Below are 19,800 nucleotides of genomic sequence, written 5' to 3'. Positions count from 1 at the left end.
CCCAGCCCCCGTTCGATCCGTCGTCCCAGCGGGCAGCGAAGTTACCGGCCGGTTGTTCCGGTTCAGTAACGGCCCAGGTCGACCGTACAAATACCGTCACACACAACAGCAGGACACATTCTTTACGTGCGGTCAACAACTTGTTGACAGCAGGACGGAGGACGAGAAAGCTGGCACGATGAGCACCGGAACCCGGCCCACGCGGCGCCGGCTGGAACCGGCCGAGCGCAGGGCCGAGATCCTCGCGGTGGCACGGCGCCTGTTCGGGGCCGGGAGCTACGCGTCAGTGTCCACTTCGGACATCGCGGCGGCCGCGGGGGTGGCGAGGCCCCTGATCAACCACTACTTCGGCGGCAAGCGCGAGCTCTACCTCGAGGTCGTGCGGCAGATGATGATCGTGCCCGCGCCTGTGGTCGAGTCGCTGCCCGAAGGCCCCGTTCGGCGCCGGCTGGAGGTCGGCATCGAGCGCTGGATCGACGTGGTCGACCGCAACCGCGACGCGTGGCTCACCGCGATCGGCCCGGAGTCCGCCGGCCGTGACCCCGAGATCGAGCGGATCATGCTGGAGGCCGACGACGTCGCGGCCGACCGCGTGCTGGCCGGGGCCTTGATGACCGACGTGACCGAGGGCCGGGAAGAGCTGCGCGCGATGATCCGTTCGTACGGCGGGATGTTGCGCGCGGCGTCTCGCGAATGGCTGATCCGCGGCACGCTGAACCGCGCCGAGCTGCGGACCTTCCTCGTGGAATCGATCATGGGCCTGATCGAGGTCACCTACCCGGCCGTGCTCGCGGAGCGGAACGACGCGCGTAGGCCGCCGGAGTCGTCCCCGTCCACCGTTTGAACGCGTAGATGAAGCTCGACGCCTCGGCATAACCCAGACGCAGCGCGACATCTTCGACGGACAACGCGCCGATGTCGAGCATTTCCTCGGCGAGCGTCTGGCGGACCTCGTCCACGAGCTGGCGGTAGCCGGTGCCGGCGTCGGTGAGCCGGCGGCGCAGTGTGCGCGGGCTGACGGTGAGCTGGCGCGCGACCTCGTCCATCCCGGCGTCGACGCCGCCCAGGCGCACCAGGCGTTCGCGCACGAGCTGGGAGATGCCGGACCGTTCGCGGCGACGGGCCACGAGGGCGTCGCACTGGGCGGCGCACAGGGCCACGGTCTGTTCGTTGGCCTGCGGCAACGGCATGGTGAGGAACGCGGGGTCGAAGCCGGCGCGGTGGCGCTCGGCACCGAATACCGGCTCGACGCCGAAGGTGTCCACATAGGACTTCGTCGACGACGGTGCCGAATGCCGGAACTCCAGGCTCCGTGGGGAAATCCCCGGCAGCAGGTCGCGCATCACGGTGTGGATCGCGGCGAGATCCCTCAGCACGAGGAAACGCGAGACGTCGGCGGGTACGCGCGAATCGTCGAGCACGAGGCTGATCCCCTCCGCGTCCAGCTCCACATGGGGGATGCAGAACGTGAAGCTCAAGTCCAGGTAGCGCAACGCGAACAGCATCGCGTCGCGCATCGTCGGGCTGCTGATGCACGCGAAGCCGAAGATGCCGAACGTCGTCACGCGGTAGCGGCGGCCGAGTTCGAGGGCGACGTCGTCGCCACCGCCGGTGTGCATGGCGACGGCGCGCACCACGGCCAGCTCCTGCCGCGCGTCGACCTGCCGATCGGGGCCGGTCAGCGCCTCACGCGGGGTGCCCGGCATCAGCTTTTCGGCGGGCACGCCGTGGTCCTCGGCGAACCCGAGCATGAGCAGGACGCTGGCGGTGCCGCGGGGGAAGTCCCAGTCGCGGACCGCGGGGGCTGCCAGCTCTGCCATGGCCGGAATTATGGATCAGGTCAGTTCGGCTGTGCTCGTTGAGGACGTATTCTGTCCGCAATGCCCATTACGCTCGGGCGCATGAAGCTGAGTCTGCGAGCCCTCAACCGCGCGACGATGGATCGGCAGCTGCTGTTGCGCCGGGCGTCGATGCCGGCGCTGGCGGCCGTCGAGCACCTCGCCGGATTGCAGGCGCAGGCGCCGTTCCCGCCGTACTACGCGCTGTGGGCGCGGCTGCACGGCTTCAAGCCAGACGACCTAGCGAAGCTGCTCCTGGACCGCAGCGTCGCGCGGATCGTGCTGATGCGCGGCACCGTGCACCTCGTGACGGCGGCCGACGCGCTGGCGTGGCGCCCGCTCGTGCAGCCGATCATGGACCGCGACCTCCGCACGAACACGCTGCACGCGGCCCGCGTGGCCGGCCTCGACCACGGCGAGGTGGCCGCCGTGACGCGCGAACTGCTCGCGGACCGCCCGCACACGAGCGCGCAGCTGGGCGCCGCGCTCGCCGAGAAGTGGCCCGAGCGCGAGAGCGACGCGTTGATGCACCTGGCGCGCTGCCTCCTGCCGCTGGTGCAGATCCCGCCGCGCGGTGTGTGGGGCCAGGCCGGCCAGCCGACCTACCAGCTCGCGGACCGCTGGCTGGCCGGCACCGAAGCGGTGTCCTCGGCCGAACAGCTCGTGCGGCGCTACCTCGCGGCGTTCGGCCCGGCGACGGTGGCCGACGCGCAGGCGTGGTCGGGTCTCACGAAGCTCGGTGAAGTGGTCGACGGGATGGACTTGCGCACGTACGTCGACTACGCCGGCCGCACGCTCTACGACCTGCCCGGCGCTACGCTGCCCGGCGAGGATGTGCCCGCGCCGCCGCGGTTGCTTGCGCCGTTCGACCAGCCTCTGCTCTCCTACGCCGACCGCACCCGCGTGATCCGCGACGAGCACCGCAAGCGCGTGATCAGCCAGAACGGTCTGGTCAAGGGCACATTGCTCGTCGGCGGCTTCGTGAAGGGCGCCTGGGACCTCAAGACCACCCGCGACACGGCCACGCTCGTGCTCACGCCGTACGAACGGCTGCCGAAGCGCGACACGGCCGCGTTGGAAAGCTCCGGCAAGCGTCTGCTGACCTGGGCCGAACCCGGGCTGCGTCACGACATCCAGGTGCTTGCCGCGTAATCCGGCACTGGCCGGAATTCTCGATTATCTGACCGTTCGTGTCCTTCCACCTCGGCGGACGCGTCGGTACCTTGCTCAGGATGGGTGACACGGCAAGGACGCCCTCGGTGCTGATCGTGGGCACCGGGTTCGGCGGGGTCGGCACGGCGATCGAGCTCAAGCGCGCCGGCTTCCACGACTTCACGATCCTCGAGCGCGCGAACGAGCCCGGCGGGGTGTGGCGCGAGAACACCTACCCCGGCGCGGCGTGCGACATCCCGTCGCCGCTGTACTCGTTCTCCTACGCGCCCAACCCCCACTGGCCCAAGCGGTTCTCGATGCAGCCGGACATCCACGCGTACCTCAAGCGCGTGGTGGCCGACTACGACCTCGGCCCCCACATCCGCTACGGCCAGGAGGTGACGGCCGCGACGTTCGACGAGGGCCGCTGGCGCGTCGAGACGGCCGGTGGCGAGACGTTCGAGGCTGATGTGTTCGTGCCCGCGGTCGGGCAGCTGTCGCGGCCGGTGCTGCCCGACATCGCGGGGCGCGACAGCTTCGAGGGCGTGGCGTTCCACTCCGCGTTGTGGAACCACGAGGCGGAGCTCGAGGGCAAGCGCGTCGCCGTGATCGGCACCGGGGCGAGCGCGATCCAGTTCGTGCCCGAGCTGCAGAAACGCGCCGCCCGGGTGACGATCTTCCAGCGCACTGCGCCCTACATCATGGCCAAGAACGACACCCGGTACGCGCGCTGGCAGAAGCGCCTGTTCGAACGCCTCCCGGCGACGCAGCTGCTCGGCCGCCTGCGGATCTTCCTGCTCGCCGAGTACGCGACCTACGCGATGACGCGCCACCCCGCGCTGGCGAAGGCGTTCGAGCTGCGGACGGCGCAGCTGCGGCACAAGTACATCAAGGATCGCGCGCTGCGGCGGAAGCTGACGCCGAAGTACCCGTTGGGCTGCAAGCGGATCCTGTTCACCAACGACTACCTGCCGGCGCTCGCGCAGCCGAACGTCGAGGTCGAGACCGGCCGGATCCGCGAGATCACGCCGCGCGGCGTGCGCACCGAAGACGGCGTGGAGCACGAAGCCGACGTGATCGTGTACGGCACCGGCTTCAACGCCACCGACTTCCTCGGCTCGATGAAGGTACTGGGACTCGACGGGCGCAGTCTCGACGACGCGTGGCGCGGCGGCGCCCGCGCGTACCTGGGGATGACGGTGCCGGGGTTCCCCAACCTGTTCTGCGTCTACGGCCCCAACACCAACCTCGGCGCGGGCTCCATCATCTACATGATCGAACGGCAGGCGCGCTACATCCGCCAGGCCGTGGAACAGCTCGCGCGGCCCGGGGTGTCCTATGTGGACGTGCGGCCCGAGGTGGAGGAGCGCTACGACCGCGAGGTGCAGCAGCGGCTGGGGCACAGCGTGTGGAGCGCGTGCACGAGCTGGTACCGCCAGGCCGACGGGCGCGTGAGCACCAACTGGCCCGGTCTGGTGACCGAGTACGACCGCAGGACCCGGGTGCTCGACCCGGCCGACTTCAGGATGGTGGCCTGATCTTGAACAGCACGGTCTCGAACACCGACTACGACGTGCTCGTGATCGGCTCGGGCTTCGGCGGCAGCGTCACGGCGTTGCGGCTCACGGAAAAGGGTTACCGCGTCGGCGTGCTGGAGGCCGGGCGCCGCTTCGCCGACGACGAGTTCGCCAAGACGTCGTGGCGCCTGCGGAAGTACCTGTGGGCGCCGAAATTCGGCCTGTACGGCATCCAGCGGCTGACTCTGCTGAAGAACACCTTCGTGATGAGCGGCACCGGCGTCGGAGGTGGTTCGCTCGTCTACGCGAACACGCTGTACGAGCCGCCGGACGCGTTCTACCAGGACAAGCAGTGGGCGCACATCACAGACTGGAAGGATGAGCTGGCGCCCTACTACGACCAGGCCAAACGCATGCTGGGCGTCGTCGAGAACCCGCTCACGACGCCGGCCGACGAGGTGCTGCGCGAGGTCGCCGACGACATGGGGATCGGCCACACCTACCGCCGCACGCCGGTCGGCGTGTACTCGGCTCGCACCCGGGCGAAGAGACCCCGGACCCGTTCTTCGGCGGCGCCGGCCCGGCGCGGCGCGGCTGCACCCACTGCGGCGAGTGCATGACCGGCTGCCGCGTCGGCGCGAAGAACACCACGGTGAAGAACTACCTCTACCTCGCCGAACAGGCCGGCGCCGAGGTGCACCCGTTGACGACGGTGGTCTCCGTGCGCCCGGTCGACGGCGGCTACGCGGTGGACACCGAACGCACCGGCCGCTGGGTCCGGCGCGGCCGGCGCACCTTCACCGCGCGCGAGGTCGTCTTCTCGGCCGCTGCCCTGGGCACGCAACGGCTCCTGCACCAGCTCCGCGACGACGGCACGCTCCCGGGCTTGTCACCGCGCCTCGGCCTGTTGGCGCGCACCAACTCCGAGGCCGTGCTCGCCGCGCGTTCGCTGCGCAAGGACACCGACTACACGCGCGGCGTCGCCATCACGTCGTCGATCCATCCGGACGCCGTCACCCACGTCGAGCCCGTGCGCTACGGCAAGGGCAGCAACGTCATGGGCCTCATGGCCACCGTCCTCGTGGACGCCGAACCCGGCAAACGCCGGTGGGCGCTGGGGCTTCGCGAACTGGCGCGGCGCTGGCGCCAGCTGCCGCGCCTGCACAACCCGCGGCACTGGTCGGAACGCATGATCGGCCTGCTCGTGATGCAGACGCTCGACAACTCCGTGACCACGTACACGAAACGGGGCCTGCTCGGCCGCCGCATGACCACTCGTCAAGGCAGCGGCGAACCGAGCCCCGACTGGATCCCCGCCGGCCACGACGTGACCCGCCGCGTCGCCGCGAAGATCGGCGGCCTTCCGCAGGGCGCCTGGACCGACCTCGCCAACACCCCGATCACCGGCCACTTCATCGGCGGCTGCACCATCGGCGACTCCCCCGACACCGGCGTCGTCGACCCCTACCAGCGCGTCTACGGCCACCCCGGCCTCCACATCGTGGACGGCTCGACGATCTCGGCCAACCTGGGCGTGAACCCGTCGCTGACGATCACCGCCCAGGCCGAACGTGCCATGGCGTTGTGGCCGAACAAGGGCGAGGCCGATCCGCGCCCGGCGCTGGGCTCGGCTTATCGCCGGATCACCCCGGTGGCGCCGGTGAAGCCGACCGTTCCGACGACGGCTCCGGGAGCGTTGCGACTGCCGATCGTCGACCTCCGGATCGGTCGCTGACCAGCAGATTCAACAATCCCTCAACACATCCACCAACCACCACCAGGCACGCTTGCGGCGTCGCACGCGCTCACCCCCCTCTGAGCACGTGCACTGGGGGTGTCTTGAAAGGAGCTCCCGCGACGACGCCCTCCCTGCCGTCGCGGGAGTCCTTCCAAGGTCTTGTCCGGAGCGCCCCTAAGGCAGATTCGCGAGCGCGCCGCCAACGGTGTTCGCGAACGCGTACCCGGCGGACGCGTCCCAGTTGATCGACCAGGTCATGGCACCGCGGATCGCCGGGTACGTGGCCGAGGGTTTGAAGCCGGCGCAGCTGGTGCCGCGAGCGAGGCAGTTGAGCGCCGAGACGACGTTCGACGGAGCCTGGTAGCCGCCGCCCGCCGAGCCGGAAGCCGGCAGGCCGAGGGCCACCTGGTCGGCCCGCAAACCGCCTTGCAGCTGGATGCACGCCAGCGCCGTCAGGAAGTCGACGGTGGCCTGCGCGTAGACCTGGCCGTTGCAGCCGAGCATGGTGCCCGAGTTGTAGTACTGCATGTTGACGACCGTGAGGATGTCCTTGATCCCCAGCGCGAGCTGGAAGTAGCCGCCCTGGGTGGACTGCATGTCGATCGTCTGCGGCGCCATGGTGATGACCGAGCCGCCGCCGTTGTGGATGCTGCGCAGCGCCTGGCCCATGTAGGTGGCGTTGATGCCGTTCTCGAGGTCGATGTCCACGCCGTCGAAGCCGTAGGTCGAGATCAGCGACTTCACGGAGTTGGCGAAGTTGTTCGCCGACGACGAGTCGCTGACGTTGATCGTGCCGTTCTGGCCGCCGACGGAGATGATCACCTTCTGGCCCCGCGCCTGCACGGTCTTGATGTCGGCGCGGAACTGCGCGTCGGTGTAGCCGCCGAGCTGCGACGACAGGCCTGAGTCGAGCGTGAAGTTCACGGCGCCCGGTGTGCCCGTGGCGTCGGCGAAGGCCACGGCGATGATGTTGTAGCGCGTGGGCACGTCGGCGAGCTTGAGGGCCTTGGCTCCGTTGTAGAAGTTCTGCCAGTAGCCCGTGAGCACGTGTTTGGCCAGGTCACCGGTCGTCGGCGGCTGGGACGTGGTGGGCGTGGTCGGGGTCGTCGGCGGGGTGGTGGGTGTCGTCGGCGTGGTCGGGGTCGTGGGCGGCGGGGTGCCCGGGCCGTCGAGGTTGACGTCGTCGGCCAGGTAGGCCGGCTGCCCGTACCAGCCGTGCAGGTACACGGTGATGCTGGTGGACGCACCGGTGGTGAAGTCGACCGAGAGCTGGCTCCAGCCGCTCGTGCCCGGCGTCCAGGTGCTGGTGTCGGCGCCGCCGGTGCCGGAGACGCCCAGGTAGACGTAGCTGCCCTGCACCCAGGCCGACAGCTTGTAGGCGGTGTTCGCCTTCACCGTCACCTGCTGCGAGCACTGGGCGGTGTCGGACGACGAGGGCGCGGCGCTGAGCGCCTTGGTCCCGCCGTGGGCGCCATTGGACACCACGGAGGCGGAACCACTGCAGGTCCAGCCCGAAAGGCTGCCGCTTTCGAAGCCGGGGTTGGCGAGGATGTTGGCGGCCGAGGCGCTGCCACCGATGACGAAGGTGACACCGAGGCACGCGGCCACGGTGGCGATCAGTGCGCTGATCGCCAGTTTGGGTCGGCGGGAAGGGCGAGGTTGTGGGGACCGTTTGGAGAACACAGCGAGACCTCCACGAAAGAGTGAGGCAGGTCACCACAAAGTGGACTAGACCAATCTCGGTGTCAAGGAACCGTTCGGGCGTCGCTTCGACGGGGCCATACGAAAGTCGCACCGAACCGGACGGCAGAATGCTCGGCACGGGACACCGAGACGGAGCAGGAGCCTGGTTGTGAGCGTGCAGTCGGTCGAGGAACGGATCGCCGAAGAGCTGGGGGTGCGCGAAGGTCAGGTCAAGGCCGCGGTCGACCTCCTCGACGGGGGGTCGACCGTGCCGTTCATCGCCCGGTACCGCAAGGAAGTCACCGGGATGCTCGACGACGCGCAGCTGCGCACGCTCGAGGAACGGCTGCGCTACCTGCGGGAACTCGACGAGCGGCGCGTCTCCGTGCTGGAGTCGATCCGCACGCAGGGCAAGCTCGACGAGGCGCTCGAGGCCCAGATCATGGCCGCGGACACGAAGTCGCGCCTGGAAGACATCTACCTGCCGTACAAGCCGAAGCGGCGGACGAAGGCGCAGATCGCCCGTGAGGCCGGCCTCGAGCCGCTGGCCGACGGCCTCATGAACGACCCGAACACCGACCCGCAGGCCGCGGCCGCGGTGTTCGTCGACGCCGACAAGGGTGTCGCCGACGCGCAAGCCGCGCTCGACGGCGCCCGCTCGATCCTCGTGGAGCGCTTCGCCGAAGACGCCGACCTGATCGGCGAGCTGCGCGAGAAGATGTGGACCGAGGGGCACATCGCGTCGAAGGTCCGCGCGGGCAAGGAAGAGGAAGGCGCGAAGTTCGCCGACTACTTCACCTTCTCCGAGCCGTACGCGAAGCTCCCCTCGCACCGCATCCTCGCGATGCTGCGCGGCGAGAAGGAGGAAATCCTCGACCTGTCGATGGAGGCCGAGGAACCCCGGGCCGAGGACGCCGAGCCGCGCGTCGGTCCGACCGAGTACGAGATGCGGATCGCGCACAAGTTCGGCGTCACCCAGCAAGGCCGGCCCGCCGACAAGTGGCTCGGCGACACCGTGCGCTGGGCCTGGCGCACCAAGATCCTCCTGCACCTGGGCATCGACCTGCGGATGCGGCTGCGCCAGTCGGCCGAGGACGACGCCGTGCGCGTGTTCGCGGCGAACCTGCGCGACCTGCTGCTGGCCGCGCCAGCCGGCACGCGCGCGACGATGGGCCTCGACCCGGGCTTCCGCACCGGCGTGAAGGTGGCCGTGGTCGACGCGACCGGCAAGGTCGTGGACACGCACGTGATCTACCCGCACCAGCCGGCGAACAAGTGGGACCAGTCGATCGCCGAGCTCGCCGTGCTGTCGGCGAAGCACCACGTGGACCTGATCTCGATCGGCAACGGCACCGCGTCGCGCGAGACGGACAAGCTCGCGCAGGAGCTCATCAAGAAGCACCCCGAGCTGAGCCTCACGAAGGCCGTCGTCAGCGAGGCGGGCGCGTCGGTGTACTCGGCGTCGGCGTTCGCGTCGCAGGAGCTGCCGGGCATGGACGTGTCGCTGCGCGGCGCGGTCTCGATCGCGCGCCGGCTGCAGGACCCGCTGGCCGAGCTGGTCAAGATCGACCCGAAGTCGATCGGCGTCGGGCAGTACCAGCACGACCTGTCCGAGGTGTCGCTGTCGCGCTCGCTCGACGCGGTGGTGGAGGACTGCGTGAACGCGGTCGGCGTGGACGTGAACACCGCGTCCGCTCCGCTGCTCACGCGGGTTTCGGGCATCACCACGGGGCTGGCCGAGAACATCGTGTCCCACCGCGACACCAACGGTCCGTTCAAGTCGCGCACAGCACTGAAGGAGGTCGCGCGGCTCGGGCCCAAGGCGTTCGAGCAGTGCGCCGGCTTCCTGCGCATCCCGGACGGCGACGACCCGCTCGACGCGTCTTCGGTGCACCCCGAGGCGTACCCGGTGGTGCGGCGGATCCTCGACCGCACCGGCTCGGGCATCCGCGAGCTGATCGGCAACGCCCGCACGCTGCAGGCGCTCAAGCCGACGGAGTTCGTGGACGAGACCTTCGGGCTCCCGACCGTCACGGACATCCTGACCGAGCTGGAGAAGCCCGGCCGCGACCCGCGTCCGGCGTTCAAGACTGCGACGTTCGCCGAGGGCGTGGACAAGATCGGTGACCTCAAGCCCGGGATGCGGCTGGAGGGTGTGGTCACGAACGTGGCGGCGTTCGGCGCGTTCATCGACGTCGGCGTGCACCAGGACGGCCTCGCCCACGTGTCGGCGCTGTCGAAGAACTTCGTGAAGGACCCACGCGACGTCGTGAAGCCCGGCGACATCGTGAAGGTGAAGGTGCTCGACGTCGACGTGCCGCGCAAGCGGATCTCGCTGACGCTGCGCCTGGACGACGAGCCGGGTGCTTCGTCGCAGGACCGTCGTAGTGGTGGCGGCGGCGGTCGTGACCGCGGTCAGGGCGGTGGCGGTGGCGGCCAGGGCGGTGGCGGCCAGGGCGGCGGCGGCCAGGGCGGCGGCGGCGGTCAGCGGCGTGGCCAGCAGGGCAACCGCGGCGGTGGCGGCGGCGGTCGTGACCGCGGGGGCAACTCCGGCGGCAACGGCTCGATGGCCGACGCGCTGCGGCGGGCCGGATTCGGCAAGTAGGACCGGGTCAGCGGGCCCGGAGCCAGCGGATTTCGCCGTCGTGCCACTCGTCGGTGGGCGTGAGCCCAGCGGCGGTGGCCACGGCGGCGGAAGCCCGGTGCCCGGGATGGATGTGGGCGAGAACGGCGGCCACGGGCTGCCGTTCGAGCCAGGCAACGAGCGCCTGGGTGGCTTCGGTGGCGATGCCGCGGCCTTGCCACGGCGTCCCCACCACCCAGGCGATCTCCGCGCCGGCGGCACTCACGGTGGCCTGGACGGTGCCCGTCAGACCGCCCTCGCCGCGAAGCCGGATCACCCAGTTCAGCCAGGTCACGGCCGGGTCGGGTGAGCCGGCGGTCATGCGCTGGTAGCGCGTGCGCAGGGCTTCCGGAGTGTCCGGGGTGCCGCCGATGAAGGTGTGCAGCGCCGGGTCGGACAGCACCCGCGCCATCTCCTCGGCGTGCTCGACGAGCAGCGGCAGCAGGTCCAGCCGCGCGGTGGTGATGGCCCGGGCTTCGAGGCGGGGTGCGGTCACGGTGCACCGGCGTAGCCGAGCGGCCGGGCCCGGCCCGGGTTCGCGGACCGGTGAGCCCATGAGGTCATCACCGTGCAATTCCCAGCAACGCGGCCTCGAGCGCGATCAGGATCTCCGCGGTTGCTTTCGGGTCGCTGAGGGAGCGACCGGTGGCGGCCTCGACCCGGCGCAGCCGGTGGCGGACCGTGTTGGGGTGACAGAACAGAACTGCCGCGGCGCCCGACGCCGACCCTCCGTTGTCCCGCCACGCGGCCAGGGTGTCGAGGAGGACCTTGCCTTGCTCGGGCGGCAGGTCGAGGATCGGCCCGAGTACGGCCTGCCGGACTCGCTGCATCGCGTCGGGCGCGCTGACCGCCGCGACGGCAAGGGGAAAGTCGTCGAACATCGTGACGTGCGGCGTGCCGGCGACGGTGCTCGCCAGCGCGATGCGCGCGAAACGCAGCGCGGCCGCCGTCTCCGTCAGTGCCCGATACGGCGGGCTGACGCCGATCCGGCTGTGCGCCGACGCCGTCAGGGTCGACGCGAGCGGGCGCAGGTCGGCGTCGTTCTCGAACCGCACGATCCCGATCTGCGCATCGGGCATCAGCCGCCAGGCCGACCCGATACGTCGGGCCCGCAAGCGGTTCTCGATGCCGGGCAGCGCCTCCTGGGCCAGTTGCACCGCTTCGGCCGCGACCACGACGAAGGGCCCCCGTTTGGGCAGGCGAAGCACGTCCGCTACCTCCCAGACCGACGTCTCGTGCAGCGGCCGTCCCTCCAGGAGTGCGCCGACCAGAGCCGACCGCTCGCCCTCGTTCCGCAGCACCAGTGCCATCGTCGCCTCGCGGTGCGCGGCGGCCATTTCCTCGGCGAAGGTGTCGTGTGCGGACCACAGGTCGGAGGCCGCGTCCACCAGCGCCTGGTCCGAGACCTGTGCCCGCGTGCGGGCGTGCCGCACGAGGCTGTGCCAGATCTGGCTGAACAGAACGCGGAACGCCGCCATGACCACCGACAGCGGCACCCCTTGCTCGGCTCGCAGAGCACCGGTCGTCCGGGCTGCCGCGACGTCGGCGAACCGGTCCTCCTGCAAGGACCGCAGGACGTACTCGAGGTTGCCTCGCACGGATCGCCGCAGGTCGTCGGCCGACACGACGGTAGTCAGGGAGTAGAACTCGACGCGGGCCTCGATCGCGGACGCGATCTCGTCCGCGAACTCGTCGATGGCGCCCAGCAGCCGTCCGGCGAGTGCCACGAGCTCCGGATCGGGCCCGCTCGTGGCCTCGCGTCGCGTCACCAGGTCAGCCTAGAGCTTGTCCTGTGTCAGGCACCGCAAGCGGCGACGATCAGGTCGATCGTCTCGGCCGGCTTGCTGATCATCGCGACGTGCGAACTGGCGACCTCCACCGTCTGCGCTCCGGCGCGCTTCGCCATGAACCGCTCGGCCTCCGGCGGGATCGTGACGTCGTCGGCAGCCACGAGGTACCAGCTCGGGATGGTCCGCCAGCCGGGCACTCCGGAAGGGGCGGACAGGCAGGACAGCGCGAACCCGCGCTGGGCGACGGCCATGAAAGCGGCGAGATCGGTGTCCAGGTCGGCGCAGAACAGCTGGTGGAAGAATTCCAGGTCGATGTACCCGTCGGCGTCGCCCTCGGGCGCACCCGGGTACGGGCGCCGAACCAGGCGCTCACCGAGTTCGGACGTCCCGCCGCCGAGCGCGAAGGACTCGAGCAACGTCTCTCCCTCGTCCGGTGCGAAAGCGGCGATGTAGACCAACGCCCGCACGTTCGGGATGCCCGTGCTCGCGTTGGTGATCACGCAACCGCCGTACGAGTGGCCCACGAGCACGACGTCGCCCTGGATCGTCGACACGAAGTCCCTGATGTAGCCGGCATCGGCGGCGACCCCGCACAGCGGGTTGGCCGGAGCGAGCACCGGATAGCCGCGTTCACGCAGACCGGCGGCCACCCCCTGCCAGCCTGACGCGTCGGCGAAGGCGCCGTGGACCAGTACGACGGTGGGTAGTCCGGGAGCGGCCATGACGAGCCTCGTTCCTGTTGTGGGGTGAAAGGGGTTGCCTGCTCACCGTGCAGCAGGGCACACGCGAACGCGATGTTCCCGATCAACCTGAACGAGGCCGTTTGTTGTCCGTCAGGACAACGGGCCCGCGCGCGGGTGCGCCCGCGGACCCGGTGCGCCTAGGCGTTCATCTCGTAGGTGCCGGACAGGTCCCGCACCACTGTCCACACGCGAGCGAAGCGGTCGGCGTCCACGACGGGCTTGCGCAGGGCCGCCAGCGCCAGCTCCTGCTGCTTGGCCGTGGAGCTCGCCTTGCCGTTGAGGTCCACCGCAGCCGCGCTGAAGTCCTGCACCAGCACGGCGAAGAGCTGGTCCACGACGTCGTCGGGCTCGCCGGTGAGCTCGGCCTGCTCCAGGATCAGCTGGCCGTAGACGACGAGGGTGAACAGCTCCGTCAGCGCCAGCCCGAAGTCCAGGTCGGCCTGCTGGGCCTCGTCCGGCGCGGCTTCGGTGAGCAGGCGCACGAGGTGGTCGGCCTGCTCGCGGAAGAGCGCCACGTTCGGGATGTGCGAAGCCTTGCCGTAGGCCGTTTTCCAGTCGTGGAAACGGACCTTCGACAGGCCGCGCGCGGGGCCCTGGCGGAAGAGGAACTCGTCGTCCGCGGCGTCGTCGCGGGTCGGCACGGGGGCGTAGTCCTGGGGCGCGAAAAGGTAGGCGGGCATGAACTTCGCGATCAGCGCGAGGTTCACCGCCACCGTGCCCTCCAGCTTGGGCAGGCCGTCGATGTCGTTCTTGGCCATGGCGAGGTAGGTGTCGGCCTCGAAGCCCTTGGCCGCGACGACGTCGGCGACCAGGCCGATCACCTTCTGCGCCTGCGTGGTCACCTTCATCTTGGTGATGGGGTTGAACAGCAGGTAGCGGCGGTCGTCCGGGCCGGCGGAGCGGAAGTAGTCCACGGCGCGGTCGGAGAACAGCTTCATGCCGACCAGCCGCGCGTAGGCCTCCACGAACTCGCGGCGCACGTGCGGGAAGTCGGTGACGGGCTTGCCGTAGAGGATCCGGTTGTGGGCGTGCGTGATGGCCTCGTACAGCGAGTGCGTGGCCATGCCGATGCCGCCGAAACACAGGTTGAACTTGCCGATGTTCACGGTGTTGAGCGCGGCGCTGAACGCCTCCGCGCCGACGTGCAGGAGGTCCTCGGCGTGCACCGGGTAGTCCTCGAGGCGGAATTCCGCGACGAACATCTGCGAGGGCACGACGTTCTTCACCACGTGGTAGTTCGGGTGCGTCGAGTCGGCGTAGAAGAACACGTACTGGTCCGGGCCTTCGACGCCGTCGACGCGGCCGAAGACCGAGATCGTGCGGGCGACGTTGCCGTTGCCGATGTAATACTTGGAGCCGTTGGCGCGATAGCCGCCCGCGCCGTCGGGCGTGAGGACGAGGTCGGACGAGTAGATGTCGGCGCCGTGATCCTTTTCGGACAGTCCGAACGCGCCGACGCCGCCCGCGTCCAGCGCGTCGGCCGCACGCTTGCGCGCGACCTCGTTGCCGCTCTGCCACACCGGGCCGAGCCCGAGGATGGTGACCTGCCACGGGTACCAGTAGTTGAGGCCGTAGAAGCCGAGCAGCTCCGATAGCGCGGCCACGCGGCCGGTGTCCCAGCGCTTGTCCGGCGCGCCGTCGGCGGCCGCGGCGGGCGTGAGGAAGGTGGCGAAGAGGCCTTCCTTGCCGGCGAACTCGAGGAAGTCCGCGTAGAAGGTGCGGTTGTGGTAGTCCTCGGTGAGCTTGCGCTTGCCGCGTGACTCGAACCACTCGATCGTGGCCAGCAGCAGGCGCCGGGTCTCCGGGTCGAACGACTGCGGGTCGTAGGCCCGCGGGTTGAGCAGCGGCATGGCTCTCCTCCGTGATTACCGACGGGTAACTTAGCAAGGGGCCGGGATGCGGGCAAACTCACTCGGCCCCGCGCGCACGTTCGGCTATACTGATCTTGCGGTCCGCTCAGTTCTGCCTCGGATCGCGTGTTGTTGTCGACTACCACGCGCCGCGGCCCCCCGAGGTCTGCGCCGGGCAGGACAACCCTTCTCACGTATGGAGAACCGGGGCGTTTCGAGCGCCCGTACGCACTTATGACCACATTTACTGAACTCGGCCTGCCCAAGTCCCTCGTGGACGCGCTGGCGGCCCAGGGCGTCACCTCGCCGTTTCCGATCCAGGAAGCCACACTGCCGCACACGCTCGCGGGCCGCGACGTGCTCGGCCGCGGCCGCACTGGCTCCGGCAAGACCTACGGCTTCGCGCTGCCCGTGCTGGCCCGCCTCTCCGCCGGCCCCACGCGCCGGCGCCCCGGCCGCCCGCGCGCGCTGATCCTCGCGCCGACGCGTGAGCTCGCCACCCAGATCGAGGCCACCATCGCGCCGCTGGGCAAGGTGCTGGGCCTGAAGACGACCACGATCTTCGGCGGCGTGAGCGCGTCTCCGCAGATCACGCGCCTGCGCGACGGCGTGGACATCGTCGTCGCCTGCCCCGGCCGCCTGGCCGACCACATGCGCTCCGGCGAGGTGAAGCTCGACCAGATCGAGATCACCGTGCTCGATGAGGCCGACCACATGGCCGACCTGGGCTTCCTGCCCGAGGTGCGGCGCATCATGGACCAGACGCCCGAGCGCGGGCAGCGGCTGCTCTTCTCCGCGACCCTCGACGGCGGCGTCGACGTGCTGGTCAAGCGCTTCATGCACGACCCGGTCACGCACAGTGTCGACTCGGCCCAGTCGCCGGTCTCGACCATGACGCACCACGTGCTGCACCTCGAGGAGACCCACCGCCTGCCGGTGCTCGTCGACCTCACGGCCGCGCCCGGCCGCACGCTCGTGTTCACGCGCACCAAGCACCGCGCCAAGAGCCTCACGCGCAAGCTGGTGGCCAGCGGTGTGCCGGCCGTCGAGCTGCACGGCAACCTCGGCCAGAACGCGCGCACGCGCAACCTGGAGGCCTTCTCCTCCGGCGCGGCCAAGACGCTGGTCGCCACCGACATCGCGGCCCGCGGCATCCACGTGGACGACGTCACCCTCGTCATCCACGCCGACCCGCCCGTGGAGCACAAGGCCTACCTGCACCGCTCCGGCCGCACCGCGCGTGCGGGCGCGTCGGGCACCGTGGTGACGCTGATGACCGACGACCAGATCGCCGACGTCCGCGACCTCACCCGCAAGGCCGGCATCAAGCCCACGACCACGCAGATCGGCCCGGGCCACCCGCTGCTGGCCGAGCTCGCCCCCGGCGAGCGCACCTTCGACGCCTCGCCGCGCCGCCCGATCGTCGACGACCGCCCCAAGAAGGTCACCGCTTCCGGCGGCGACGCTTCCGCCCGCGGCGGCCGTCGTGGTGGGCCGGCTCCGGAGAACCGCGGTGGGCAGGGCGCTCGCGCCAACGCCCAGTCGCGCCGGGGCGAGTCGGCCGGACGCGGCGGCTCCAGCCGCGGCAGCCGTGGTGGCGCCGGGCGGGACTCGTTCGGCGAAGGCCGCGGTCGCGGCGGCGCTGCTCGCGAATCATTCGGCGAAGGCGGCGGCCGTGGTCGCGGCGGCGCTTCACGGGAAGCCGTCGGCGACGGTGCCGGCCGCGGTCGTGGTGACGCCGGTCGTTCAGCCGGAGGCCGCAGCGGCGCCGGGCGCGCGAACGCCGGCCGCGGTGGCGCCGCAGCCGGGCGCACCGGTGGCGGTCGCGGTGGCGCAGCCGCCGCCCGCACTCAGGGCGAACCGCGCCGCGGTGGTTCCGGCCAGTCGGCGACGCGCTCGCAGCAGCCCAGCCGCGCCGGCTCGGCCTCCGGCTCCAGCCGTGGCGCCGCGGCGTTCTCGTCCGGCACCCGCGCGGGATCTCGCCGCACCGGGCGCTGACCGTCCACTTCAGACCGGCCCGCAGGCTCCTCGCCTGCGGGCCGGTCTGCGTTTCAGCACCACCCGGACCGACCCACCCCAATGCGGCGTTGGTTGCGCTCAACGCACCGAACGCCGCATTGGGGCGCGTTGTGCCGCAGGCGCGTCAGAGCTGGCCGAGCAAGGCGAACGCGGGCGGGAAACCGCCCAGCACCACGAACGCGGCGATGTTCGTCTTCTTGTACTGCACCAGCAAAGCCACGAACTCGCGCAGAAAAGCGCTCGGCACGAAGTACGAAGCGGTCTTCGCGCCGATCACGTCCAGGCGCAGCCGCAGGCGGCGAGCGAGGATGGCGGTGCGGAAGACGTGGTAGTTGTTCGTCACGGCGAGGATCCGGCCGGAAATCCCCCGCGCGCGCAGCAGTTCCACGCTGAAGCGCAGGTTCTCGTCGGTCGTCGTGGCCTTGTCCTCCAGCAGCACCGACTCCCGAGACACTCCGGCGTTCTCCAGATACGCAGCCATCGCGACGGCTTCCGAGGTGAGCTCGTCACTCCCCTGGCCACCGGACACGACCACGAAGGCCTCGGGCGAGCGCTGGTAACACTGGACCCCGCGGTCCAAGCGGCTGGCCAGCAGCGGCGGCACGCGGTCACCCAGCAAACCGGAACCCAGCACGATGATCGCGGCGGCGCGGGCGCGGCGGTTCAACCGGCTGTAGAGCACGGAGTACATGAGCAGCGCCGTGAACACGAACCCGAGATACGCCGAGAGCAGCAGCGCCGAGAGCGCCACCACGATCAGCCACGGCGCCGCGCGCGTGAAAGCGACCGCGCCCACGGTGAAGACGTAGACCGCCAGGATCGCCAGCCCCGCGAGCAGCGACAGCAGGTTCGCCGGCCGATGCCCCTCGCGGCGCCACATCACCGCGCCGTTGGCGACCAGCGCCCACGGCAGCACCAGCGCGGCGACCACCGCCACCACCGCGACGAAGATCAGCACCACGGCCTGCAGCCACACCAGCCCCGCCGTGAGGCTGAAGAGCCACAACGCCGTCAACACCAACGCGATCGCGAACCACACGGCGTTGCCGAACCGCCGTGGCTCGCGCAGGAACCGCACGAAGAAGATCAGATCGGCGAGCAGCGCCAGGATCGCGGGGGCCATGATCGAACATTGTGGTGGGTGCCGCGAAACCGCGTCGGGTGAGCCCCGTCAGAGCGAGGACGTGAGGCCGCGCGCCCGCAGCACGGCGCGCTCCAGCGGCCGGAACACCAGCAGCTCGATCCCGATCCCGACGAGCAGGATCAGGAAGATCGCCGCGATCACCTTCTCGATCGCGTTGAGCGACGAGCCCTGGTTCAAGTACGCGCCCAGGCCGATGCCGAGCTGCGGCGACAGCGCGATGAGCTCGGCCGCCATCAGCGAACGCCACGAGAACGCCCAGCCCTGCTTCAGCCCGGCGAGGAAGCCGGGCAACGCGGCGGGCAGCAGGATGTGGCGGGCCGCGGCAAGCCGGCGCGCGCCCATGACCTGCCCGACACGCGGCAGGATCGGCGGGATCTGGTCGATACCGGAGACGAGGCCGTTAGCGATCGAGGGCACGGACCCGAGCAGCACGACGAAGTAGATCGCCGCGTCGTTGATGCCGAACCACAGGATCGCGGCCGGCACCCAGGCCACCGACGGCAGGCTCTGCAGCCCCGTGAGCAGCGGCCCGATCGCCGCGCGCACCACGCGGACCTTGGCGACGAGCAGCCCCAACGGCGTCCCGATCACCACGCCCGCGGCGAAGCCGAGCGCGGCGCGGTGCAGCGACGTCCAGATGAAGCCGAACACCTCGCCGTCGGTGAGGCGGTCCCAGAACTCGTTCCACACGGCCAGCGGCGCGGGCAGCTGCGCCTCCGGCCAGAACGCGGCGGCCCACAGGATCTGCCACACGACCACGAGCAGCACGAGCGCGACGACCGGCGGCAGGAAACCCCACGCGAACCGGCGCCAGAACGACGGGCGGCGCTCCCCTACCGGGGCGTCGAGCGCGTCGAGGCCGGAACCGACGGCGTCCAGCTCGTCGACGGGTCCGTCAGGCTGCGGCATGGGTGCTGATCACCTTTCGCAGGTGGCCGGTGATTTCCTCGGTCAGCTCCTCGGTGTCGGCCAGCGGCACGTCGGTCCACTCGCGCACCACGCGGCCCGGGCGCGAAGACAGCAGCACCACGCGCTGGCCCAGCCGCACGGCCTCGCGCACGTCGTGGGTCACGAACAGCACCGACGTGCCCGTGCGCCCCCACACGCGCAGCAGCTCGCCCTGCAGCACGTCGCGGGTGATGGCGTCGAGCGCGGCGAACGGTTCGTCCATCAGCAGCAGGGCCTGCTCCGCGTCGCCGCCGACGCGGTGGGTCGCCGCGAGCGCACGGGCCAGCGCCACCCGCTGACGCATGCCGCCGGACAGCTCGTGCGGACGCTTCCCGCCCACGCCGCTCAGGCGCACCAGGTCCAGCAGCTCGGCGGCCTTGTGGCGGCGCTCGGCGCGGCCGAACCCGGCCAGGCGCAGCGGCAGCTCGACGTTGCGCGCGGCCGTGAGCCACGGCATCAGCGCGGCCTCCTGGAACATGACCGCCGGGCGCGAAGTGTTGAGCGTGATCTCCCCCGCCGACGGCGCGTCGAGGCCGGCCACGAGATTCAGCAGCGTGCTCTTGCCGCAGCCGGACGCACCGAGCAGGCACACGAACTCGCCCGGCGCCACCGTCAGGTCCACGCCGTCGAGCGCGACCACCGCACGCCCGGCCGGGCCGAACGCCTTGCCGACGCCGGAAAGCCGCACCGCGGCCGTGCCGGTGAACTCGGTCCGTCCACTGGGGAGGGTGATCGTCATCGCTCGCTGCCTCTCT

The 19,800-nt window shown here is 70.6% G+C and carries 14 protein-coding genes and 1 pseudogene; 6 read left to right on the top strand and 9 right to left on the bottom strand.

Annotated elements, in window-relative coordinates; genetic code table 11:
- Positions 1–178: 178 nt before the first annotated feature.
- A complete protein-coding gene (locus tag ABZU76_RS37890) occupies positions 179–844 on the top strand; it encodes a TetR/AcrR family transcriptional regulator (RefSeq protein WP_220246871.1) in 666 nt (221 codons plus the stop codon).
- Here the strand turns inward: ABZU76_RS37890 and ABZU76_RS37885 are convergent.
- A complete protein-coding gene (locus tag ABZU76_RS37885; RefSeq protein WP_354878792.1) occupies positions 771–1,820 on the bottom strand; it encodes an AraC family transcriptional regulator in 1,050 nt (349 codons plus the stop codon). The two genes, ABZU76_RS37890 and ABZU76_RS37885, sit on opposite strands and share 74 nt — an antisense overlap.
- 81 nt (positions 1,821–1,901) lie before the next feature.
- On the opposite strand from ABZU76_RS37885, the gene ABZU76_RS37880 reads away from it, so the two are divergent.
- The 3 genes and pseudogenes from ABZU76_RS37880 to ABZU76_RS37870 all read left to right on the top strand — a co-directional run bounded on the left by ABZU76_RS37880 (position 1,902) and on the right by ABZU76_RS37870 (position 6,242).
- Complete coding sequence (locus ABZU76_RS37880) at positions 1,902–2,990, top strand: winged helix DNA-binding domain-containing protein (protein ID WP_354878789.1); 1,089 nt, start codon at positions 1,902–1,904, stop codon at positions 2,988–2,990.
- Between the two features lie 80 nt (positions 2,991–3,070).
- The gene (locus tag ABZU76_RS37875; protein ID WP_354878786.1) at positions 3,071–4,528 is read left to right on the top strand and encodes an NAD(P)/FAD-dependent oxidoreductase; all 1,458 of its coding nucleotides are present in this window, start codon (positions 3,071–3,073) and stop codon (positions 4,526–4,528) included.
- A gap of 2 nt (positions 4,529–4,530) precedes the next feature.
- Positions 4,531–6,242: pseudogene (locus ABZU76_RS37870) on the top strand (GMC family oxidoreductase).
- Positions 6,243–6,419: 177 nt separating this feature from the next.
- Here ABZU76_RS37870 and ABZU76_RS37865 read toward each other — a convergent pair.
- Positions 6,420–7,853, bottom strand: a complete 1,434-nt coding sequence (locus tag ABZU76_RS37865; protein WP_354878783.1) for a glycosyl hydrolase family 18 protein — start codon at positions 7,851–7,853, stop codon at positions 6,420–6,422.
- Between the two features lie 244 nt (positions 7,854–8,097).
- Between ABZU76_RS37865 and ABZU76_RS37860 the strand changes: the two genes are divergently transcribed.
- Positions 8,098–10,533 carry a Tex family protein gene (locus tag ABZU76_RS37860; protein WP_354878780.1) on the top strand — a complete coding sequence of 812 codons (2,436 nt, stop codon included), beginning with the start codon at positions 8,098–8,100 and terminating at the stop codon, positions 10,531–10,533.
- A gap of 7 nt (positions 10,534–10,540) precedes the next feature.
- Here the strand turns inward: ABZU76_RS37860 and ABZU76_RS37855 are convergent, their stop codons facing one another.
- The 4 genes from ABZU76_RS37855 to ABZU76_RS37840 form a co-directional block, all read right to left on the bottom strand.
- The gene (locus tag ABZU76_RS37855; RefSeq protein ID WP_354878777.1) at positions 10,541–11,047 is read right to left on the bottom strand and encodes a GNAT family N-acetyltransferase; all 507 of its coding nucleotides are present in this window, start codon (positions 11,045–11,047) and stop codon (positions 10,541–10,543) included.
- A 67-nt stretch (positions 11,048–11,114) separates the two neighbouring features.
- Positions 11,115–12,320: a helix-turn-helix domain-containing protein gene (locus ABZU76_RS37850; RefSeq protein ID WP_354878774.1), complete on the bottom strand. Its 1,206-nt coding sequence runs from the start codon at positions 12,318–12,320 to the stop codon at positions 11,115–11,117.
- Between the two features lie 26 nt (positions 12,321–12,346).
- The gene (locus tag ABZU76_RS37845) at positions 12,347–13,063 is read right to left on the bottom strand and encodes an alpha/beta hydrolase (protein ID WP_354878771.1); all 717 of its coding nucleotides are present in this window, start codon (positions 13,061–13,063) and stop codon (positions 12,347–12,349) included.
- Between the two features lie 158 nt (positions 13,064–13,221).
- Complete coding sequence (locus tag ABZU76_RS37840; protein ID WP_354878768.1) at positions 13,222–14,934, bottom strand: acyl-CoA dehydrogenase; 1,713 nt, start codon at positions 14,932–14,934, stop codon at positions 13,222–13,224.
- 234 nt (positions 14,935–15,168) lie between these two features.
- On the opposite strand from ABZU76_RS37840, the gene ABZU76_RS37835 reads away from it, so the two are divergent.
- The gene (locus tag ABZU76_RS37835) at positions 15,169–16,932 is read left to right on the top strand and encodes a DEAD/DEAH box helicase (RefSeq protein ID WP_354878765.1); all 1,764 of its coding nucleotides are present in this window, start codon (positions 15,169–15,171) and stop codon (positions 16,930–16,932) included.
- Positions 16,933–17,077: 145 nt separating this feature from the next.
- Here ABZU76_RS37835 and ABZU76_RS37830 read toward each other — a convergent pair whose 3' ends face one another.
- From ABZU76_RS37830 to ABZU76_RS37820, 3 genes are read right to left on the bottom strand one after another with little or no spacing between them, the layout of a single operon-like run.
- Complete coding sequence (locus ABZU76_RS37830) at positions 17,078–18,076, bottom strand: YdcF family protein (protein ID WP_354878762.1); 999 nt, start codon at positions 18,074–18,076, stop codon at positions 17,078–17,080.
- Between the two features lie 48 nt (positions 18,077–18,124).
- Positions 18,125–19,006, bottom strand: a complete 882-nt coding sequence (locus ABZU76_RS37825) for an ABC transporter permease (RefSeq protein WP_220246860.1) — start codon at positions 19,004–19,006, stop codon at positions 18,125–18,127.
- The gene (locus ABZU76_RS37820; RefSeq protein WP_354878759.1) at positions 18,993–19,784 is read right to left on the bottom strand and encodes an ABC transporter ATP-binding protein; all 792 of its coding nucleotides are present in this window, start codon (positions 19,782–19,784) and stop codon (positions 18,993–18,995) included. Before ABZU76_RS37820 ends, ABZU76_RS37825 begins: the two co-directional genes overlap by 14 nt.
- Positions 19,785–19,800 lie beyond the last annotated feature (16 nt).

The organism is Amycolatopsis sp. NPDC005232, from assembly GCF_040607795.1.
GTDB lineage: Bacteria > Actinomycetota > Actinomycetes > Mycobacteriales > Pseudonocardiaceae > Amycolatopsis.
This window is presented reverse-complemented; position numbering and strand designations above follow the sequence as displayed.

What these genes read in the sequence shown, in the direction of transcription:
- ABZU76_RS37890 (WP_220246871.1), top strand. Translation starts at nt 179, where the DNA reads ATGAGCACCGGAACCCGGCCCACGCGGCGCCGGCTGGAACCGGCCGAG.
- ABZU76_RS37885 (WP_354878792.1), bottom strand. Translation starts at nt 1,820, where the DNA reads ATGGCAGAGCTGGCAGCCCCCGCGGTCCGCGACTGGGACTTCCCCCGC.
- ABZU76_RS37880 (WP_354878789.1), top strand. Translation starts at nt 1,902, where the DNA reads ATGAAGCTGAGTCTGCGAGCCCTCAACCGCGCGACGATGGATCGGCAG.
- ABZU76_RS37875 (WP_354878786.1), top strand. Translation starts at nt 3,071, where the DNA reads ATGGGTGACACGGCAAGGACGCCCTCGGTGCTGATCGTGGGCACCGGG.
- ABZU76_RS37845 (WP_354878771.1), bottom strand. Translation starts at nt 13,063, where the DNA reads ATGGCCGCTCCCGGACTACCCACCGTCGTACTGGTCCACGGCGCCTTC.
- ABZU76_RS37840 (WP_354878768.1), bottom strand. Translation starts at nt 14,934, where the DNA reads ATGCCGCTGCTCAACCCGCGGGCCTACGACCCGCAGTCGTTCGACCCG.
- ABZU76_RS37835 (WP_354878765.1), top strand. Translation starts at nt 15,169, where the DNA reads ATGACCACATTTACTGAACTCGGCCTGCCCAAGTCCCTCGTGGACGCG.
- ABZU76_RS37830 (WP_354878762.1), bottom strand. Translation starts at nt 18,076, where the DNA reads ATGGCCCCCGCGATCCTGGCGCTGCTCGCCGATCTGATCTTCTTCGTG.
- ABZU76_RS37825 (WP_220246860.1), bottom strand. Translation starts at nt 19,006, where the DNA reads ATGCCGCAGCCTGACGGACCCGTCGACGAGCTGGACGCCGTCGGTTCC.
- ABZU76_RS37820 (WP_354878759.1), bottom strand. Translation starts at nt 19,784, where the DNA reads ATGACGATCACCCTCCCCAGTGGACGGACCGAGTTCACCGGCACGGCC.